Below are 18,561 nucleotides of genomic sequence, written 5' to 3'. Positions count from 1 at the left end.
TTTGCCCCGTTTTCACGATGATTGCGCGGCGCAATCTGCCGGGGAAATTTATAGACGGAAACCGGGAAATGTCCAGAGATCAGGCCGAAGACACCGTGTCCTGCTCCAGCAGCAGGCGCGTCTGCTCGACGACGAGCGCTTCCGCCGCCTCGGGCAGCATCGGGCGGTAGAAATAATAGCCCTGCCCCGAATCGCAATGCATCTGCCGCAGCACATGCAGGTCGAGTTCGGTCTCGATACCCTCGGCGATGACCTTCTTGCCGAGCAACCGGCCCAGTTCGGTGATGATGCGCACGATCTCGCGATTGCTGGCATTCTTGTGCATGTTCATGATGAAGGAGCGGTCGATCTTGATGTCGTCGACCGGAAGCCGCTGCAGATAGCTGAGCGACGAATAGCCAGTGCCGAAATCGTCGATCGCCAAAGTACAGTTCAGCGATTTCAGGTTCTCCATGAGCCGCAGCGCCGCCTCGGCATTTTCCATCAGCCCGCTTTCGGTGATCTCGAATTTGATCCATGACGGATCGACCCGCGTCACGTCGATGACCGTGCTGACCGACCGCATCAGGCCCGGATAGAAGAACTGCGTCGCCGAAAGATTGACGCTGATGAACAAGGGGGGCGCGCCGGCGGGCCGCAGGCGCTGCCAGCGCACCAGATAGCGGCAGGCTTCGGCGAAGACGAAATTCCACAGCGGCACGATCATGCCGGTTTCCTCGGCGATGCCGATGAACTGATCCGGGGGAATCCAGCCCTTCTCGGGATGCTTCCAGCGCGCCAGCGTCTCGAAGCCGGTCAGGCGCAGGCTCTGGATATCGACGATCGGCTGAAACACCACCGTCAATTGCGCGCTGTCGAAATAGATCGCGCGGCGCATATCGGTTTCCATTTTATGCCGCGCCTCGAGCTGCTGGCGCATCTCCACGTCGAACAGCACGACCTCGTCCATGCTGCGGGTCGTCACCGCGCGCACGGCGATCTCGGCGTCGCGCAGCAGCGCCAGCGGATCGCTATTTTCGCTGTCCGCGACCGAGACGCCGATCGAGGACACCATGTGAATCTCACGGTCGGCCACGGCATGAGGCTTGGCCAGAACGGACTGCAACGCATAGGCCTGCGCCAGCGCGTCGGCCGGGCGGGCGACGGGGGCCAGAATGACGAAGGAGCTTGCCGAAAGCTGCGCCAGCACCTGTCCTTCGCTTAGAGCTTCGCGCAGCCGCGCCACGATGGCGCGCGTCAATTCGTCGCTGATATCGTGCCCCAGGGAATTGCGCAAGGACGCGGTGCGGGGAAATTTTATATAGATCAGCGCCGGGCGGCTGTCCTTGGCCTTGAGCGCCGCGCGTAATTGCAACAGCAGCATCTGGCGGTTGGGAAGTCCCGTCATGTGGTCGTAAAAAGCGATGCGCTCCAGTTCCTTTTCCTGCTGCTTGCGCGCCGTGATATCGGCCATCAAGGCGACATGGCCGGTCAAGACCCCGTTTTTATCGAGCAGCGGCTGCACGTTGATATCGGCCCAATATTGCCGCCCGTCGCGGGTATAGACCAAAATCTCGCAGCGGAATCCCTGGCCCTCGCGCCTGGCGGTTTCCATCAGCTGGCCGGCATTCGCCGTTTCGCTGCGCGGTCCCTGGAGAATTTCGGCGATGCCTTTTCCCTTGATATCGGCCAATTGATAGCCGGTCACCCGGCTGAACCCGCTATTGCTCCATTCGATCGCGCCGTGCTCGTTGGTAATGAGCACCATCGTGTCGATGTTGGCGGCGATCAGCGCCTGCCGCCGCAAGACCTCCGACTGGTCCTCCATCATGCGTTCGGCGCGGGTGCGCTGGTTGATCTCGATCCACAGCAGGACAAGCCCGCCGACGGCCAGCGAAGCCATGGAGAGGGTGATGAAATCGCGATTCTGGAATAGCGAATCAGGCGTCGCCGCCAAATACATATTGGCGAGCAACATGGCCGGAATGCCAAGCATCAATCCACCGGCGACAAGCTTCAGCACCAGCGGTCCGAGCGGGCGGGCCGATGAATGGGGGTATGACATAACGATTTATGGTACGTAGGCGACATGAATATACCGTTAAATGCTCTGAAAAAATGCTTAATTAAGGGCGCGGACGTTAACCACTGGCCCAATCAGCTTAATCTTAAATTTGCCTTATGTTACCGCTAGATGCCCCATCGCGGCGCGCATGAAAAACTTCTTGAGCTTCGGCATGCGATCCACCGCCGCAAGGCCGGTTTGCCGGACGAGACGGAGTCCGGGAACGCTATTCGAGAATAGCCGGTCAAGACCGTCGGTTGCCGCCAGCATCAGGCAATTATCGGCCCGCCGCGCGCGTTGGTAACGCCTCAGCACTTCCCGCCCGCCGCAATCGAGGCCGAGGCCGAGCGCCTCGTCCACAAGACCGGCAAGACATTGATTGTCGCGCATGCTGAGATTGAAGCCCTGCCCGGCGATGGGGTGCATGACATGCGCGGCCTCGCCGGCCAGCGCAAGGCGCGGCGCCGTGTAGCGCGCCGCATGATAGCAGCTGAGGCCATAGACAAAACGCTTGCCTGCCAGCCGCACGCCGCCGAGCATCGGCGCGAGATGCGCTTCGAGCCGCCGGCAGAATTCTTGCTCGTCCATCTGCTGCAAGGACGCCGCCGTGGTCCTGTGGTGCGTCCAGACGATCGAGCTTCGGTTGCCGCGCATCGGCAGGCTGGCCAGCGGGCCGCCGGGCAGAAAATCCTCCACCGCGAGATGATGGTGCGGCTTGTCATGCTCGATGACGCAGACCACCGAGGCTTGCCAATAATCCTGCCCATGCCAGGCGATGCCCGCCTGCCGGCGGCAAAAGGAATGGCGGCCATCGGCCCCCGCGATCAGATTCGCCTGGAATATTTTCTCGCCTTGGGCCGTCATCGCCGCGACCTTGGCGCCATGCGGCGACGTCTCGATGCCCGCGACCTGCGTTTCCGGCGACAAGGAAGCCGACGGCAGCGCCGCGACCCGGCGGCCAAGCGCTGTCCGCAATCTATGATTTTCGACGATCCAGCCGAAAGGCTCGCCCGCTACGCGATGATCGAAATGCAGTGTGCGCGGCGCGCCCTGATCGGTCACCAGAATGTCATGAATGGGGGAAGCATGCGGCGCAAGCTCGCGCCAAACCCCGATTTGCCCCAGGCAACTCTTAGCCGCCGCCGCCAGCGCCGTGGTGCGCCCGTCGAAGGCGGGGCGCGTCTGGCGCGACGGCCGGTCGCGGTCGAGACACAAAACCCGCACGCCCTTGTCGGCCAGCATGATCGTCAGGCTAAGCCCGGCAAGGCCGCCGCCGACAACGATCACATCATGTTTTTTTGACATCCCCTGCGGCAAGCTGCGATACCTATGACCTATGCATGACGCCAACTTCGAACCCTTTCCGCAATTATGAGCCCGCCCGTCAATGTTGTCGATCCGCAAAAGTTCCATCCAAGGGAAAGGCCTGTTCGCCACCCGCCCGATCCGCGCCCGCAAGAAACTCGGCGAATTCACCGGCAAGCTTGTTTCGGTGCGGGAAGCGCGCAAGCGCGCCAAGACGCTGAAAAGAATCGTCATCATAGAAATCAGTGAAACGAAAGCCATCGACGGCAGCGTCGGCGGAGGCCCGTTTCAATTCGTCAACCATTCCTGCGACGCAAATCTGTTTATCCGCATCGCCTATGGACGCGCGGAGTTTTACGCCAGGCGCAACATAAAAACCGGGGAAGAACTGACCTGCGACTATGGAGATTCGCATCATGAGGGCAAGCTTCCCTGCCGCTGCGGACAGGCCAATTGCCGGAAGGCGATTTAGGGAGTCTGGACGTCTTCTTCCGTCCATCCGTTCGCGCCGAGCGTCTGCAGCGGCTGGAACTGCCCCTTATAAGCCATTTTGCGGGCCGCCTTGATCCAATAGCCGAGATAGACATAGGGCAGGTTTTCCGCCACGCACGCCTCGATGAGGCTGAGGATCAATTGCGTGCCGAGGCTACGGCGGCGATCGGCGGGCGAGTAAAAGCTGTAAATCGCCGACAGTCCGTCATCCAGCCGGTCGGCCAGCATGACCGCCTGCAAGGTTCCCCCGTGGCGATCGCGCAAGGTCAAAAGCTGCGTCATGGCCTGGCCCTCCAGGATCATGGCGCGATAATCCTGATAACCCATCCGCGCCATGTCGCCGTCGCCATGCCTCGCGGCCTGATAGGCGAGGAACAGGTCGAATTGCTCCGGCGTCGGCAAAGCGTCTTCCAGCGCCACGCATAAATCCAGGTTGCGGCGCGCGAGGCGGCGCTGGCCGCGGCTCGGCGCGAAGCGGGACGCCGGGACGCGAACCGGCATGCAAGCCTGGCATGCGGGACAAGCGGGCCTATAGATGATGTCGTGGCTGCGGCGAAATCCCGTCCGCGTCAGCGCGGAATTCAGCATCATGTCGCGGTCGCCGTCGCCGCTGATGCGGGTGAACAGTTTTCGTTCGACCTGCCCCGGCAGATAGGGGCAGGGCAGCGGCCCCGAAAGGTAAAACTGCGCAAGCCTGCTGAGACCGGATGGAATGACCGACATGCTGCCCCGCCAAAAGAATCGTCTTTAGGAGCCGAACGTCTATTCTAATGAATATAAGCCGCCTATGCAAAATCCATTTTCATGACGGATTCCGGCGTGCCGCTATTATTCCTTATCCTTTCCGCGGCGACGCGCTATAGATTGTAGTGCCTAGAGTCTGAACCCCATGACCCCATCCGTCCGTGACATGAACCGCCGCATCTGGTGGGCGAGCTTCGCCATCGCCTATGTCGGCCTGTCTTTCGTGCTGATCACCGGCAGCCAGATGTGGACGGCGACGTTCAACGATCCCGACGATTACATGCGGATGGCGCAGGTTTTCAACCTGCTCGACGGGCAGAGCTGGTATGACCTGTCCCACAGCCGCTTCGTGGCGGACCCGGGCTTCGTGATGGCATGGTCGCGGCTGGTCGATCTGCCGCTCGCGGCGATCATGGCGCTGGCCGAGCCTTGGGTCGGGCGCATGGCGGCGGCGGGCGTCGCGGCCTTCATGACGCCGCTGCTTCTCTTGGGAGCATTTTGCTTCGCCGCGCCGTTGCTGGGGCGCGGGCTGATTCCAAGAGACCGCTGCTGGCTGCTTGTCCTGACGACTTTATGCGCGCTGCCGGTACTGCATCAATTGCGTCCCATGCGGGTCGATCATCATGGCTGGCAATTATTTCTCGCCATGCTCGATCTGCTATGCCTGCTGCGCTATGGGCTCCGGCCCAATCCCAAACTGCTTCTGCTGGCCGGGGGCGTCTGCGCCTGGGGGCTTGCGATCGGCACGGAATCCCTGGTGTGGACGGCGCTGACCATCGCCGCCGTCGCGGCAAGCGCGGCTTTTCGCGGCGGAAAAACCGCGCGGGACGCGCCCTTGTTCGGCTTCGGCCTGCTGGCCGGAATCCTCATTTTGCTGCCCGTTCTGCGTCGGCCCGAAGAATGGCTACTGCATGAAATGTATCGCCTATCGATGCCGCATGTCATATTCGCGAGCCTCACGACGGGGGTGCTGCTGATCCTGCATTACAGCGCCGAAGCATCGCGAACGCGACGCTTCGGCGTCCTGTGCGCTGTCGGAACCGCCGCCCTCGGCCTGATGCTGTTTGCCGTGCCCGAGGCGCGGCACGGCGTTTACGCCGACATGAGCGCCGATAATCAGAGAATCATTCTCGGCAATGTCCTGGAAGCGCAATCGATGATCGCGCGCCTGGGCGATTTCTCATTCAGTTGGAAATGGTTCGCCATCTACTGGCCGATGATCGGCCATAATATTCTCTTGCCCGCGATCGCGGGCATTACGCTTCTGGCGATGCTCATTCGCAGCCGGGGTTACCGGCGGCGGCTGTGGGCGATTCAGGCGGCATTCCAGCTGCCGGTTTTTCTTCTGGGGCTTTTCTGGCAGTCGCGGGTCATAACCTATGCTCAGTTATACAGCCTGCTGCCGGCCGCCTGGCTGATGGCGCAGGGCTTCCGGCATGCCGGAGGGCTGCGGCCCTGGTTCGCTCGTCCCGCGTGCGCGGGAATTCTCATGGTTCCGTTTCTGGCGGTCGGCCTGACGCTATCGCCGCAGGAAAGCCGCTGGCCTTATCTTTTGTTTTATCCCTCCTGGTACCGCAAGAAGCCGTGCGACTTATGGGCGATAGCCGGGGTGCTGAACGATCCGAAGTTTTTCGGCGACCGCCCGCGCTCCATCATGACGACCCTGAACGGCGGGGCGGAGCTGCTATTCCGGACCAAGCACCGCGTTTTTTCCGCCCCCTACAATCTTGAGGGCAATCAGGTGGCGTATGAATTTTTCTCGGCCCGCGACCCGGGCTATGCGCGCATGGTCCTGCAGATGCATAACGCCGATCTCGTCCTTGTCTGCAATACCGTCACGGCGCTGTATTATCCCGACGAAGAGGCCAGGGAGATGCGCCTGAGCGCGGCAATGGGCCGCATGCAGGGCATGAAATTGCTGCCCGATGCCGATGCCGGGCGTATCATGATCGACCGGCTGGTCAGCGGGGAGCATCCTCGCTGGCTTGTGCCGGTGCCTTTGCCGCAGCAGGATATACAGCTTTTCAGGGTCAAGTTGCCGGCGGGACGCGCGGAGGCTACAACGGAAGACAAATGAAAGAGGGAAGATGACGGAAAACGGAAATCAAAGAAGGTTGTTCGGCACCGACGGCATTCGCGGCGCGGCCAACAGCGAGCCGATGACCGCCGAGACCATGCTGCGCCTGGCCCAGGCCGCCGCCGCCTTGTTCCAGCGCGGCACGCACCGCAACCGGGTCGTGATCGGCAAGGATACGCGCCTTTCCGGCTATCTGCTCGAACCCGCGCTGACGGCGGGATTTGTCAGCATGGGGATGGATGTCGTGCTGCTCGGCCCGCTGCCGACGCCTGCGGTCGCCATGCTGACCACCAGCCTGCGCGCCGATCTCGGCGTCATGATTTCCGCCTCGCATAATCCCTATGAAGATAACGGCATCAAGCTGTTCGGCCCCGACGGCTATAAGCTGTCGGACGAATTCGAGGCGAAGATCGAAACGCTGATGGCGACGCCGGAGAAATTGCAGCCGGCGGCCTCGGCCGATCTCGGACGCGCCAGCCGCCTCGACGACGCGCTGGGACGTTATGTCGAATGGGTCAAGGGCACCTTCCCGCGCGGATTAAGCCTCGAAGGCTTGAAGATTGTCGTCGATTGCGCGAACGGCGCGGCCTATCGCACCGCGCCGACCGTGCTGTGGGAGCTGGGCGCGCAGGTGATTCCGGTGGCGGTCGCGCCCGACGGCATCAATATCAACGCCCAATGCGGCGCGACCGCTCCGCAGCTGATGCAGGAAAGCGTCGTGCTGCATGGCGCGGATATCGGCATCGCCCTGGACGGGGACGCCGACCGGCTGATCGTCGCGGACGAAAAGGGCAAGCGGGTCGACGGCGATCAACTCATGGCCGCCATCGCCCATGACTGGGCGCGGGACGGCAAGCTGCGCGGCGGCGCGGTGGTGGCGACGGTGATGTCCAATCTCGGACTCGAACGGTTCTTGCAGACGCAAAAAATCGGCCTTTCCCGCACGCCCGTGGGCGACCGCTATGTGCTGGAGGCGATGCGCCGCGACGGCTGCAATATCGGCGGCGAGCAGTCGGGGCATATCCTGCTCAGCGACTACGCCACCTCCGGCGACGCGCTGATCGCGGCGCTTCAGGTTCTGGCGGTCATCAAGAAGCGGGGGCGGCCCGCCAGCGAGGTGTTGCATTCCTTCGCGCCGCTGCCGCAGATTTTGAGCAATGTGCGCGTCACGTCCGCCGCGATATTGGATCAGCCGCACGTCACCCAAGCCATCGCGGCGGCGGAGAAGCGGCTGAACGGCAATGGGCGGATTCTCATCCGCCGCTCCGGCACCGAGCCGGTGATCCGGGTCATGGCCGAAGGCGACGACGAAAAACTCGTGCGCGCGCTGGTCGAGGAATTATGCGCGGTGATCGCGAAGGCGGCTTGATGGCCGAGCATTCCGAACATCACACCGCCGCCAGCGCCACCTTGCGCGATCTCGTCATCGGCATGTCGGACGGGCTGACGGTGCCGTTCGCGCTCGCCGCCGGGCTGAGCGGCGCGGTCGCATCCACCAGATTGATCGTGACGGCGGGCGTCGCGGAAATCGCCGCCGGAGCGATTGCGATGGCTTTGGGCGGCTATCTCGCGGCCAAGACCGACGCCGAGCATTACGCCGCCGAACGCGCCCGCGAGCAGCAGGAAATCAAGGACATTCCCGAAGAAGAAGCCCGCGAGGTCGCGGGAATCCTGAAACAATACGGCCTCGACGACCGCGGCGCGACGATGGTCGTGGACGGGCTGCGCCGGAATCCGGGCGCCTGGGTCGATTTCATGATGCGATTCGAGCTCGGCCTCGAGGAGCCTGACCCGCGCCGGTTGCTGCATAGCCCGCTGACGATCGGCACGGCGTATATCGCGGGCGGCCTCGTGCCGCTCACGCCCTATATGCTGACCGGCGAGATTAGCGCGGCGCTGCTCTGGTCGGCGAGCGTCACGCTGATCGCGCTGCTGATTTTCGGCGGCGCGAAAGGGCATTTCAGCGGCGCGGGCATCGCCCGTTCCGCCGTGCAGACGACGCTCATCGGCGCGCTGGCGGCTGCGGCGGCTTATGCGCTGGCGGGATTTTTGGGATAGGAGGAATTATGCGCCGGATCATCATGATGTGTCTGCTTCTCGGTTTGCCGGGTTATGCCATGGCCGCGCAGTCCGATTGCCGGGCCGCGATCAAGACGCCTTTCGGCTTGGTCGCCTTGTACGACGCCGACGCGATGAACTGGCTGGAAAACAGCAATCAATTCGGAAAATTATGCGAAAAGGAAGCGCTCTCAGCGGCCTGCGCCGCTCGCGTACTCGCGCCGCAAACCCGAATGATTGAACTGCGCGAAACGCCGGGCGGCAAACCGGCAGGCTCCATCATGGTCGTCTATGCTCCAGCTAACGGCCTGAGCGCTGCCTATATTTCTCCGCTGAGTCACGTGCAGTATTTCAAGCCAGACGATTACGATCCTGATTGGGGCGACGTGCATTTTCATCAGACATTTATCGCGCGCGAAGGCGATTGGTTCCGTCTTGCGCTGCCTGGCGGCGAATTCGGCTGGGCCGAAAGAAAAGGCGCGAATGTCAAATATCTGGAAAAAGGCGATTACGTCAGTCTCTCCACACACGCCTATATGGTGCTGGAAGTCAGGGCAAAAACCCTTCTGATCCGGGACGAACAGGAAGGCGAAGCGTGCTCCTCCGGCGGCGACCGCTTTGTCCTTAAGCCTTACGAGCCCAGGGAGCTGAGCCTTTACCCGATCTATGACGAAGGATGCCATTTGCGGCTGCGGTACACATATCCCGGCGCCTGCTAGCGTTTATAACCTGTCGATTTGACTCCTTCCGCAAACCCGCTATGTTCGATGCGGGCCGCGATACCCCAACGTATCGTTTTGAATATAGGTTATCATCATGACGCAGCAAGCTGCCGCCGTCGTTGCCGAATCCCTTCCCCCGCAGCCGTCTATCCGCCCAAAAAACCCGAATTTCTCCTCCGGCCCCTGCGCCAAGCGTCCGGGCTGGAGCGTTAACGCGCTTGAAGGCGCTTGCATCGCGCGCTCGCACCGCTCGAAGCCGGGCAAGGCGAAGCTGCAGGAAGCGCTGAACCTGTCGCGGAAGATTCTCGGCCTGCCCGACGATTACCTGATCGGCATCGTCGCCGCCTCCGACACCGGCGCGGTCGAAATGGCGCTGTGGTCGCTGCTCGGCGCGCGCCCGGTCGACGTGTTCGCCTGGGAAGTGTTCGGCAAAGACTGGGTCACGGATATCGTCAAGCAATTGAAACTGACCGACGCGCGCAGCTTCGTCGCCGATTTCGGCCAACTGCCCGATCTGGCGCAAGCGAATCCCGCCCATGACATTGTGTTCACCTGGAACGGCACGACCAGCGGCGTATGCGTGCCGAACGCGGACTGGATCGCGGTGGATCGCGAGGGCCTGACGATCTGCGACGCCACTTCGTCGATTTTCGCCCTGCCGATGGATTGGTCGAAGCTCGATGTCGTCACTTACTCATGGCAAAAAGTTCTCGGCGGCGAAGCGCAGCATGGCGTGCTGATCCTCAGCCCGCGCGCGGTCGCGCGGCTGGAAAGCCACAAGCCTTCATGGCCGATGCCGAAACTGTTCCGCATGACTAAGGACGGCAAGTTGAATGCCGGAATTTTCCAGGGCGAAACCATCAACACGCCCTCGATGCTGTGCGTCGAGGACGCGATCGACGCGCTGAAATGGGCCGAGAGCCTCGGCGGCGCTGCGGCGCTGCAGACGCGGACGCGCGCGAATTATAAAGTTCTGGAAGATTGGGTCGCGCGCACGCCCTGGGCCGCTTTCATGGCCGAGAATCCAAAATATCGCTCGCCGACTTCGGTGACGATCACGATCGCCGATCCGGCTTTGTCGGTGGAGCAGCGGGCGGCGCTTTGCAAGACGATGGCCGATCTTTTGGAAAAAGCCAAAGCCGCCTATGACATCAACGGCCATCGCGACGCGCCGCCGCATCTGCGCATCTGGTGCGGGGCGACGGTCGAGGCTTCGGATGTCGCAGCGCTGACGCAATGGCTCGACTGGGCCTATGCGGCGGCGAAGTCCGCCAGCGCAATCGCCTGACTCCATCTTCGGCGGTCGCATGACAACGAACGGCATCGATAGCATTTTCGCGCAATGGAGCGGCAATTGGCTCTATAAGCGCGAAATCAGGCAAGCGGGCCAACCGGCCGTCATTGCCGTCGTGGAAGGCGAGGCGCGCTATGCGCCGCGCGGCAACAGCCGTTATGATTATGAAGAAAAAGGGCGAGTGTGGGTCGCCGCGAGCGGAAAGAAATACAATTGTTTCCGGCATTTCCACATCGAACGCCATAACGACGCCATCATCAGCTCCTTCGCCGACGGCATCGATGCCGGCAAGCCGTTCCAGACCCTCGATCTAGATCATGGCGTGCTGGGTGGCTTGCCGACCGACGGCGCGAACCGTCGGCGCTCGAAATATAGCATTCTGGACGCCGACCATTTCACTGCGACCCATGAAACAACAGGGCCTCGCGGCAACTTTATTACTAAAACAAGCTTCACCCGCAAACCTTCCGGAAGCCTAGGGCTTCTCCATCGTCACCCTTAAAGGAATCCATCATGCCCAAAGTGCTTATCAGCGACGCCCTCAGCCCCGCCGCCATCGCGATCTTCAAGGAGCGCGGCGTCGAAGTCGACCAGAAAACCGGCCTGAAGCCGGACGAGATCGCCGCCATCATCGGCGAGTATGACGGCCTCGCGATCCGCTCATCGACCAAGGTGACGAAAGACCTTCTCGCCGCCGCCAAGAATCTCAAAGTCGTCGGGCGCGCCGGAATCGGCGTCGACAATGTCGACGTTCCCGCCGCCACCGCGCGCGGCGTCGTCGTCATGAACACGCCGTTCGGCAATTCCATCACGACGGCGGAACACGCCATCGCGATGATGTTCGCGCTCGCCCGCGACCTGCCCGCCGCCAGCGCTTCGACCCATGCCGGAAAGTGGGAGAAATCGCGCTTCATGGGCGTGGAGCTTTACGGCAAGACGCTCGGCGTCATCGGCTGCGGCAATATCGGCGCCATCGTCGCCGACCGTGCGCTCGGCCTCAAGATGAAGGTCGCGGCGTTCGATCCGTTCCTCTCCGCCGAGCGGGCGAAGCAGCTTGGCGTCGAGAAAGTTGAACTGGACGAACTTTTGCGCCGCGCGGATTTCATCACGCTGCACACGCCGCTGACCGAGCAAACCAAGAACATCATCGACGCGGCGGCGCTGGCGAAATGCAAGAAAGGCGTGCGGGTCATCAATTGCGCGCGCGGCGGGCTGGTCGTCGAGGCCGACCTGAAAGCGGCGCTGGATTCCGGGCAGGTCGCGGGCGCAGCGCTGGACGTGTTCGCCGAAGAGCCGGCCAAAACCAACATTCTTTTCGGCAACGAGAAGGTGATCTGCACGCCGCATCTCGGCGCGTCGACCAACGAAGCGCAGGAGAATGTCGCGCTGCAGGTGGCGGAGCAGATGGCGGATTTCCTGCTGACCGGCGCGGTCGTCAACGCGCTCAACATGCCGTCGGTCTCGGCGGAGGACGCGCCGCGCCTGCGCCCCTATATGAAGCTCGCCGAGCTGCTTGGCAGCCTCGCGGGGCAAACGGTGGAGACGGGCGTCAAGGCGGTCACCATCGAATATGAGGGCCATGTCGCGGGACTGAACGTCAAGCCGCTGACGGGAATCGTTCTGATGGGACTGATGCGGCCGCTGCTCGACAGCGTGAACATGGTCAACGCGCCGGTGATCGCGCGCGAGCGCAACATCGCCGTCAGCGAAACCCGCCGCGAGCAAGCCGCCGATTACCAGACTTTGATCCGCGTCATCGTGGACAGCGAGAGCGGCAGGCGCTCCGTCGCCGGAACCCTGTTCGGCGGAGAAAAACCGCGCGTCGTCGCCATCGATTCCGTGCCGATCGAGGCCGAACTGACCGCGCATATGCTGTTCGTGCATAACCGCGACCAGCCGGGCTTCATCGGGCGGCTCGGCACGCGGCTCGGCGAGGCGGGCGTGAATATCGCCAATTTCAACCTGGGCCGGAATCAGGCGGGCGGCGACGCGCTGTCGCTGATCGCCATCGACCAGCCGCCTTCGGAAAACGTGCTGGCCGAGATCAATAAGCTGCCGAGCGTGGTCAAGGCGTGGGGATTGGGGTTTTAGGGCATTCCCGCCACACTCGTCCAAAAACCGTGATAATTATAACGCGGCGATTGCATGGCGGGCGGTTCATCGGGCATAACCGGCTGCATGAAGATTCTGGTGCCGATCAAGCGAGTCGTCGATCCCTATGTTAAAATCCGCGTCAAGGCGGATCAAAGCGGGGTCGAGCTGGCCAATGTCAAAATGGCGATCAATCCGTTCGACGAAATCGCCGTCGAGGAAGCCGCGCGGCTGAAGGAAAAAGGCATCGCGTCGGAAGTGATCGCCGTCACCGTCGGCCCGCATCTGGCGGGCGAGATGCTGCGCACCGCCATGGCAATCGGCGCCGACCGGGGCATCTATATTCCCTTCGAGGGCGAGACGCAGCCTTTGGGCGTCGCCAAGGCCCTGGCTGCGGTGGCGAAGCGCGAGCAGCCGCAACTTATCATCATGGGCAAGCAGGCCATCGACGACGATTGCAACCAGACCGGCCAGATGCTCGCGGCGCTGCTCGGCTGGCCGCAGGCGACCTTCGCCTCCAAGATGGACATGGCCGGAGATAAAGTGACGGTGGTGCGGGAAATCGACGGCGGGCTGGAGACGCTGGAACTCACGCTGCCCGCGCTGGTGACGACCGATCTGCGGCTCAACACGCCGCGCTACGCCTCGCTGCCCAACATCATGAAAGCGAAGAAAAAGCCGCTCGATATCGTTAAGCCGGAGGAGCTCGGCGTCGATCTCGCGCCGCGCCTGAAAGTGCTGAAAGTCACCGAGCCGCCCAAGCGCAAGGCGGGCATCAAAGTGCCGGACGTCGCGACGCTGGTCGATAAACTCAAGAACGAAGCGCGAGTGATATGACACGCACATTAATCATCGCCGAACATGACAACGCGACGCTGAACCCGGCGACGTTGCACGCGGTCGCGGCGGGGGCGAAGCTTGGTTTTCCAATGGCGATGCTGGTCGCGGGCCATGGCAGCGGCGAAGTCGCCAAACAGGCGGCGAAGGTCGCGGGTATCGCCGAAGTGCTGGCCGCCGACGCCGGGATTTACGCGCACGGCCTCGCCGAAACGCTCGCGCCTCTGGTCGCTGAGCAGGCGAAGGGCTTCTCGCATGTCATCGCCGCCGCGACATCGTTCGGCAAGAATCTGCTGCCGCGCGTCGCGGCTTTGTGCGACGTGGCGCAAATCTCCGACATCATCGGCATCGAAAGCGCCGACATTTTCGTGCGGCCGATCTATGCGGGCAACGCCATCGCCACGGTGCAATCCTCCGACGCGCTGAAAATCATCACCGTGCGCGGCACGGCCTTCCCCGGCGTCGCGGCGGAAGGCGGCAGCGCCACGGTCACGGCCATCGTGCCCGCCGCCGTTACGGCCAACGGCAGCCGCTTCGTCTCGCACGAGCTTTCGCAATCCTCGCGCCCGGAACTGACGGCGGCGAAGATCGTGGTGTCGGGCGGACGCGGATTGGGCAGCGCGGAAAATTTCAAATTGATCGAGGCGCTGGCGGATAAATTGGGCGCCGCCGTCGGCGCGTCGCGCGCCGCCGTCGATGCGGGCTATGTGCCGAACGATTACCAGGTCGGCCAGACCGGCAAGATGGTCGCGCCGGAGCTTTACATCGCCATCGGCATATCGGGCGCGATCCAGCATCTCGCGGGCATGAGCAACGCCAAGGTCATCGTCGCGATCAACAAAGACCCCGACGCGCCGATCTTCCAGATCGCGGATTACGGCCTCGTCGGCGATTTGTTCCAGATTTTGCCGGAATTGACGGCGGCGCTTTAGAAGCCGTTCATAATCTTGCCGGGACGCGTCATGGATTTTTTGAGCATCAGCCCGGCCGCCATGCTCGCGGCTTCCACCGCCAGCCTGGGTTTCGGGGCAAGCTCTCTGGTCGGCAAAAAAGCTTCCGAATACGCCTCGCCCGCCACCGTGATGTTCGTTTTCATGATCCCCTGCATGCTGGTGGGAATCATCTGGTTTACGGTGAAACCCGACAGCCATTTCACCGCCGCTTATTACTATCCGTTCGCCGTTTCGGCGGTCGTCAATGTCATCGCCAATGTGTGCTATCTGACGTCGATCAGGATTTCGCCGATTTCCCTGGCCGGCTCCGCGATGGGACTGGTGCCGCTTTTCGCCGCGCTCGTCGCCCGTTTCGAGCTGGGCGAAGAGCTAAGCCGGATGCAATGGAGCGGCATCGTCCTGTCGTTTATCGGCCTCGCCGTCATGTATGTGCCGCCCAGAAACCACCCGAAGGAGCGGCATGATTTTTTCGCTTTCTTCAAAAGCAAGGGCGGCTGGCTTTCGCTGCTGGCGGCGCTGGGCTGGGCGATCGCCTCGCCCTTCGATAAACTGGCCTCGCAGGCGGCATCGCCGCAGCTTCATTGCATCGTGATTTACGCCGCCATGATTCCGCCGAGCTTTCTGCTGATCTGGTGGCAGAAAAGACTTCACGAACTGCGCCTGAAGCCGAGGCATGCCGGCGTCATCCTGATATCGGGATCGCTGCGCGGCGCGGGCTATATCATCCAGCTTATCGCGCTGACCCTCATGCCCGTCGGCATCATGGAAATGGTCAAGCGGGCCGGCTATCAGACAATTTCTATTATCGGCGGGCGGGTTTTCTTTCAGGAAAAAATCACTCGCTTCAAACTAATCGGCACGGCAATTTTCTTCGTCGCGATCCCTATGGTCGTTTTCAAGTAGGGCGCAAGATGATTATGCGTATCGAGGCGGAGAGGGTTACATGATCAAACAAGGCATTTACCGGCATTACAAAGGCAATCTCTACCGTGTTGTCGGTATCGGCAAACATAGCGAGACGCTTGAAGCATTGGTATTTTACCAAGCCTTATATGGCGATCACGGATATTGGGTCAGGCCGCTGGCCATGTTTACGGAGAATATCGTCCATGAGGGCGAGGCCGTAGCGCGTTTTACATTCCAGGAATAGGCCAGGGGACGGATATTGCCGGAATTGACGGCGGCATTGGGTCAGGCGCTATCTGAATCCCAGGTTTTCCGTAAGACGCGCCAGATAACCGTCTGGATCCTGCACCAGAAATTCCCTGGTTCCGGATTCTCCATTCCCGGTCTTGCGCCAGACTTCATAAGGCTCTTTGTAAAAAGGCCAGTTCGCGGCCTCGAGTGCCAGTAAAATCGGCGCAAGGCCGCTGGTAAAAATTTGCAGATTGATGCCGCGTCCGTAAGGCGCATCCATCGCGCCGGTTTCCCATATGCCGTTGCGCTGGCATAGCATGAGCTGCGTGCCCTCTCTTTCCAGATAGGCGAATTTGCTTTCCTGGCGGTCATAGGCGACGTGAAACCCAAGCTTGGCGCACCAAAAGTCGAGGCTCGCCCCTATGTCGCTCACCAGCAATTCCGGAACGCATGGCGCCCATTGGTAAGTTTCCGGGTTGAAGGCGTTCATGCCGGAATCCTCCTATGCCGGGGTGCGGAATTTATGCGCCGGATACGTCCCTAGTATCTTCACTTCCTCGGCATAGAAGGCCAGTTCCTCGAGCGCGTTCTTGACCGGCGCGGAATCGGGATGGCCCTCGAAATCGGCATAGAATTGCGCGGCGTTGAAATTGCCGTCCACGAGATAGCTCTCCAGCTTGGTGAGATTGACGCCATTGGTGGCGAAGCCGCCCAGCGCCTTGTAAAGAGCCGCCGGAATGCTGCGGACGCGGAAGACCAGCGTGGTGATGCAGGGTTGCGACGGGATAGCCGGTTCGGCGTCGCGCGCCAGAATCAGAAAGCGCGTCGTATTGCCCTTCATGTCGGCGATGTCGGAAGCCAGGCTTTCAAGCCCGTGAATTTTCCCCGCCAATGCCGAGGCGATGACGCCGACGGTTTTATCCTGCGAGGCGGCCAGCGAAGCCGCCGCGCCCGCCGTATCGCCCTGCGCCGTCGCGATATAGCCATGCTCGCGGATAAAATTCCGGCATTGCGACAGCGCCTGGACGTGGCTTTTGACGGTCTTGATCCCCGCCAGCGCCGCGCCCTTGACGGCGAACAGGTGATGCGCGATGGGCTGGTAATGCTCGCCGACGATATGCAGGCCCGCGCGAGGCAGCAGATGATGCACGTCGGCCACGCGCCCGGCGATGGCGTTCTCGACCGGAATCACGGCTCGGTCGGCCTTCCCCTCGGCGACCGCGCGCATCGCCTCCTCGAAGCCGAGGCAGGGCAAAGTCTCGTCATCCGGGAACAGCGCCCGGCAGGCGATATCGGAATAGGCCCCCGCCGTGCCGCCGAAGGCGATGATTTTGTTTTTTGCCATGGGTTTAATCCTCGCTGTTTCCTATAAACCACTCCTGCCCGGCTTTTGGCAATGACTCTCGACAAAGCCACTCTGACGGCTTATTTTCCCGCTTAAGTCTTTCAGGGGCAAAGCAAATGGGTTTCGAGGGGAATAAGATTTTCGGCGCGATTCTGCTGGCGATGCTGGTCGCGGCACTCTCGGGCTTCGTGGCGCGGGAACTGATGGAGCCGGAAATTCCGGAAAAGCCCGCTTATATCGTCGAAGGCACGGCTCCCGCGCAGGCGGTGACGGCGGCGGTCACGGCGGCGCCCGACCCTATCGAGGCGCTTCTGGCCGGAGCCGACGCGGCGGCGGGACAGAAATTGTCGCGCGTCTGCGTCACCTGCCACAGTTTCGAGAAAGACGGCGCGAACAAGGTCGGCCCCAATCTGTGGGGCATCGTCGGCAATGTTCACGCTCATAAGGAAGATTTCGGCGGCTATTCCGAGGCCATGAAATCCATGCACGACAAGACATGGGATTACGAGGAGCTGAACCATTTCCTGTTCAGCCCGCGAGGCTATATCAAGGGTACCAAGATGGCCTTTGCCGGCGTAACGAATACCAAAGACCGCGCCAACCTGATCGCCTGGCTGCGGACGCTGGCCGACAATCCCGCGCCGCTTCCGGCTGCTCCGGCGGGCCAGTGACCGTCCCCGATGTTCCGCCTGAACTGATCGCGCTCGTGCATCGTCTCGCGGACGCCAGTGGCGCGGCGATCCGGCCCTATTTCCGCGTTCACGGCATCGCCGAGGATAAAAGCGACGCCACGCCGGTGACGGCGGCGGATCGCGCAGGCGAGCATGCGATTCGCGACATTCTTGCCGCCGAGCGCCCCCATGACGGAATCTGGGGCGAAGAAATGGGGCGGCAGAATCTTGATTCCGAATATCTCTGGATCATCGACCCCATCGACGGCACCAAGGCATTCGTGACCGGCAAGCCGATGTTCGCGACCCTCATCGCGCTGCTGCATCGCGGCGTTCCGGTTCTCGGAATCATCGACCAGCCGGTGCTGCGCGAACGCTGGATCGGCGGCGCGGGACATCCCACGACTTTCAACGGCGCGAGGGCCGCCACGCGGGTCTGCGCCGATCTGGCCGATGCCTGGTTCAACGCCACGACGCCTCTTATGTTCGCGGGCAAGGACGACGCGCCCCATCGCGCGCTGACCGCGCGGGTGAAACATGCTCTCTATGGCGGCGACGCCTATGCTTATGGGCTGCTCGCGTCCGGGCATATCGATCTCATCATGGAAGCGCAGATGAAACTGCATGATTTCGCCGCGCTGGTTCCGGTGATCACGGCGGCGGGCGGCGCAATCACCGGCTGGAACGGCGAGCCGCTCGGCATGGAAAGCTCCGGCTATGTCCTGGCTTCCGGCGATCCGGCTCTGCACAAAAAAGCATTGGACGTCATCCGTTCGGCATGGGCGGGCTGA

General features: G+C 62.0%; 19 protein-coding genes. 14 read left to right on the top strand and 5 right to left on the bottom strand.

Going from position 1 to position 18,561, the window contains the following annotated elements; all coding sequences use genetic code 11:
• Nucleotides 1-79: 79 nt before the first annotated feature.
• Together WDO70_03055 and WDO70_03050 are read right to left on the bottom strand one after the other, a co-directional pair.
• A complete protein-coding gene (locus WDO70_03055) occupies nucleotides 80-2,044 on the bottom strand; it encodes an EAL domain-containing protein (protein ID MEJ0062189.1) in 1,965 nt (654 codons plus the stop codon).
• A gap of 114 nt (nucleotides 2,045-2,158) precedes the next feature.
• Nucleotides 2,159-3,349, bottom strand: a complete 1,191-nt coding sequence (locus WDO70_03050) for a UbiH/UbiF/VisC/COQ6 family ubiquinone biosynthesis hydroxylase (GenBank protein ID MEJ0062188.1) — start codon at nucleotides 3,347-3,349, stop codon at nucleotides 2,159-2,161.
• 82 nt (nucleotides 3,350-3,431) lie between these two features.
• Between WDO70_03050 and WDO70_03045 the strand changes: the two genes are divergently transcribed.
• The gene (locus WDO70_03045; protein MEJ0062187.1) at nucleotides 3,432-3,821 is read left to right on the top strand and encodes an SET domain-containing protein-lysine N-methyltransferase; all 390 of its coding nucleotides are present in this window, start codon (nucleotides 3,432-3,434) and stop codon (nucleotides 3,819-3,821) included.
• Here the strand turns inward: WDO70_03045 and WDO70_03040 are convergent.
• Entirely contained in the window at nucleotides 3,818-4,564 is a 747-nt protein-coding gene (locus WDO70_03040) for an arginyltransferase (GenBank protein MEJ0062186.1), read from the bottom strand. The two genes, WDO70_03045 and WDO70_03040, sit on opposite strands and share 4 nt — an antisense overlap.
• Nucleotides 4,565-4,730: 166 nt before the next feature.
• Here WDO70_03040 and WDO70_03035 point away from each other — a divergent pair, with 166 nt between their 5' ends.
• The 11 genes from WDO70_03035 to WDO70_02985 all read left to right on the top strand — a co-directional run bounded on the left by WDO70_03035 (nucleotide 4,731) and on the right by WDO70_02985 (nucleotide 15,767).
• Nucleotides 4,731-6,662: a hypothetical protein gene (locus WDO70_03035; GenBank protein ID MEJ0062185.1), complete on the top strand. Its 1,932-nt coding sequence runs from the start codon at nucleotides 4,731-4,733 to the stop codon at nucleotides 6,660-6,662.
• 10 nt (nucleotides 6,663-6,672) lie between these two features.
• Nucleotides 6,673-8,031 carry a phosphoglucosamine mutase gene (gene glmM / locus WDO70_03030; protein MEJ0062184.1) on the top strand — a complete coding sequence of 453 codons (1,359 nt, stop codon included), beginning with the start codon at nucleotides 6,673-6,675 and terminating at the stop codon, nucleotides 8,029-8,031.
• Nucleotides 8,031-8,720, top strand: coding sequence for a VIT1/CCC1 transporter family protein (locus tag WDO70_03025; GenBank protein ID MEJ0062183.1), 690 nt, complete (start codon nucleotides 8,031-8,033; stop codon nucleotides 8,718-8,720). The genes glmM and WDO70_03025 overlap by 1 nt, the downstream gene beginning before the upstream one ends.
• 8 nt (nucleotides 8,721-8,728) lie before the next feature.
• On the top strand, nucleotides 8,729-9,439 hold the full coding sequence (locus WDO70_03020) for a hypothetical protein (GenBank protein ID MEJ0062182.1): 711 nt from the start codon (nucleotides 8,729-8,731) through the stop codon (nucleotides 9,437-9,439).
• Nucleotides 9,440-9,536: 97 nt separating this feature from the next.
• Nucleotides 9,537-10,730, top strand: coding sequence for a phosphoserine transaminase (locus tag WDO70_03015; protein ID MEJ0062181.1), 1,194 nt, complete (start codon nucleotides 9,537-9,539; stop codon nucleotides 10,728-10,730).
• A 19-nt stretch (nucleotides 10,731-10,749) separates the two neighbouring features.
• Nucleotides 10,750-11,238, top strand: a complete 489-nt coding sequence (locus WDO70_03010; protein ID MEJ0062180.1) for a DUF6314 family protein — start codon at nucleotides 10,750-10,752, stop codon at nucleotides 11,236-11,238.
• An 11-nt stretch (nucleotides 11,239-11,249) separates the two neighbouring features.
• Entirely contained in the window at nucleotides 11,250-12,827 is a 1,578-nt protein-coding gene (serA, locus tag WDO70_03005) for a phosphoglycerate dehydrogenase (GenBank protein ID MEJ0062179.1), read from the top strand.
• Nucleotides 12,828-12,914: 87 nt separating this feature from the next.
• Nucleotides 12,915-13,664, top strand: coding sequence for an electron transfer flavoprotein subunit beta/FixA family protein (locus WDO70_03000; protein ID MEJ0062178.1), 750 nt, complete (start codon nucleotides 12,915-12,917; stop codon nucleotides 13,662-13,664).
• On the top strand, nucleotides 13,661-14,596 hold the full coding sequence (locus tag WDO70_02995) for an FAD-binding protein (GenBank protein ID MEJ0062177.1): 936 nt from the start codon (nucleotides 13,661-13,663) through the stop codon (nucleotides 14,594-14,596). Before WDO70_03000 ends, WDO70_02995 begins: the two co-directional genes overlap by 4 nt.
• Nucleotides 14,597-14,626: 30 nt before the next feature.
• Nucleotides 14,627-15,520, top strand: a complete 894-nt coding sequence (locus tag WDO70_02990; GenBank protein ID MEJ0062176.1) for a DMT family transporter — start codon at nucleotides 14,627-14,629, stop codon at nucleotides 15,518-15,520.
• A 40-nt stretch (nucleotides 15,521-15,560) separates the two neighbouring features.
• Nucleotides 15,561-15,767: a DUF1653 domain-containing protein gene (locus tag WDO70_02985; protein MEJ0062175.1), complete on the top strand. Its 207-nt coding sequence runs from the start codon at nucleotides 15,561-15,563 to the stop codon at nucleotides 15,765-15,767.
• 48 nt (nucleotides 15,768-15,815) lie between these two features.
• Here WDO70_02985 and WDO70_02980 read toward each other — a convergent pair whose 3' ends face one another.
• Entirely contained in the window at nucleotides 15,816-16,244 is a 429-nt protein-coding gene (locus tag WDO70_02980) for a VOC family protein (GenBank protein ID MEJ0062174.1), read from the bottom strand.
• A gap of 12 nt (nucleotides 16,245-16,256) precedes the next feature.
• Entirely contained in the window at nucleotides 16,257-17,099 is an 843-nt protein-coding gene (locus WDO70_02975) for a prephenate dehydratase (protein MEJ0062173.1), read from the bottom strand.
• A gap of 116 nt (nucleotides 17,100-17,215) precedes the next feature.
• On the opposite strand from WDO70_02975, the gene WDO70_02970 reads away from it, so the two are divergent.
• Nucleotides 17,216-17,770, top strand: coding sequence for a cytochrome c family protein (locus WDO70_02970; protein MEJ0062172.1), 555 nt, complete (start codon nucleotides 17,216-17,218; stop codon nucleotides 17,768-17,770).
• On the top strand, nucleotides 17,767-18,561 hold the full coding sequence (gene hisN, locus WDO70_02965; GenBank protein ID MEJ0062171.1) for a histidinol-phosphatase: 795 nt from the start codon (nucleotides 17,767-17,769) through the stop codon (nucleotides 18,559-18,561). Before WDO70_02970 ends, hisN begins: the two co-directional genes overlap by 4 nt.

Source organism: Alphaproteobacteria bacterium (assembly GCA_037200005.1).
GTDB lineage: Bacteria > Pseudomonadota > Alphaproteobacteria > UBA9219 > RFNS01 > JBBCGY01.
This window is presented reverse-complemented; position numbering and strand designations above follow the sequence as displayed.

Excerpts from the sequence above, each read along its gene's own strand:
- serA (MEJ0062179.1), top strand. The coding sequence starts at position 11,250 with ATGCCCAAAGTGCTTATCAGCGACGCCCTCAGCCCCGCCGCCATCGCG.
- WDO70_03040 (MEJ0062186.1), bottom strand. The coding sequence starts at position 4,564 with ATGTCGGTCATTCCATCCGGTCTCAGCAGGCTTGCGCAGTTTTACCTT.
- WDO70_03010 (MEJ0062180.1), top strand. The coding sequence starts at position 10,750 with ATGACAACGAACGGCATCGATAGCATTTTCGCGCAATGGAGCGGCAAT.
- WDO70_03015 (MEJ0062181.1), top strand. The coding sequence starts at position 9,537 with ATGACGCAGCAAGCTGCCGCCGTCGTTGCCGAATCCCTTCCCCCGCAG.
- WDO70_02995 (MEJ0062177.1), top strand. The coding sequence starts at position 13,661 with ATGACACGCACATTAATCATCGCCGAACATGACAACGCGACGCTGAAC.
- WDO70_02980 (MEJ0062174.1), bottom strand. The coding sequence starts at position 16,244 with ATGAACGCCTTCAACCCGGAAACTTACCAATGGGCGCCATGCGTTCCG.
- WDO70_03035 (MEJ0062185.1), top strand. The coding sequence starts at position 4,731 with ATGACCCCATCCGTCCGTGACATGAACCGCCGCATCTGGTGGGCGAGC.
- WDO70_03050 (MEJ0062188.1), bottom strand. The coding sequence starts at position 3,349 with ATGTCAAAAAAACATGATGTGATCGTTGTCGGCGGCGGCCTTGCCGGG.
- WDO70_03000 (MEJ0062178.1), top strand. The coding sequence starts at position 12,915 with ATGAAGATTCTGGTGCCGATCAAGCGAGTCGTCGATCCCTATGTTAAA.
- WDO70_02990 (MEJ0062176.1), top strand. The coding sequence starts at position 14,627 with ATGGATTTTTTGAGCATCAGCCCGGCCGCCATGCTCGCGGCTTCCACC.
- WDO70_03025 (MEJ0062183.1), top strand. The coding sequence starts at position 8,031 with ATGGCCGAGCATTCCGAACATCACACCGCCGCCAGCGCCACCTTGCGC.
- WDO70_02985 (MEJ0062175.1), top strand. The coding sequence starts at position 15,561 with ATGATCAAACAAGGCATTTACCGGCATTACAAAGGCAATCTCTACCGT.
- WDO70_03045 (MEJ0062187.1), top strand. The coding sequence starts at position 3,432 with ATGTTGTCGATCCGCAAAAGTTCCATCCAAGGGAAAGGCCTGTTCGCC.
- WDO70_02970 (MEJ0062172.1), top strand. The coding sequence starts at position 17,216 with ATGGGTTTCGAGGGGAATAAGATTTTCGGCGCGATTCTGCTGGCGATG.
- WDO70_03055 (MEJ0062189.1), bottom strand. The coding sequence starts at position 2,044 with ATGTCATACCCCCATTCATCGGCCCGCCCGCTCGGACCGCTGGTGCTG.
- glmM (MEJ0062184.1), top strand. The coding sequence starts at position 6,673 with ATGACGGAAAACGGAAATCAAAGAAGGTTGTTCGGCACCGACGGCATT.
- WDO70_03020 (MEJ0062182.1), top strand. The coding sequence starts at position 8,729 with ATGCGCCGGATCATCATGATGTGTCTGCTTCTCGGTTTGCCGGGTTAT.
- WDO70_02975 (MEJ0062173.1), bottom strand. The coding sequence starts at position 17,099 with ATGGCAAAAAACAAAATCATCGCCTTCGGCGGCACGGCGGGGGCCTAT.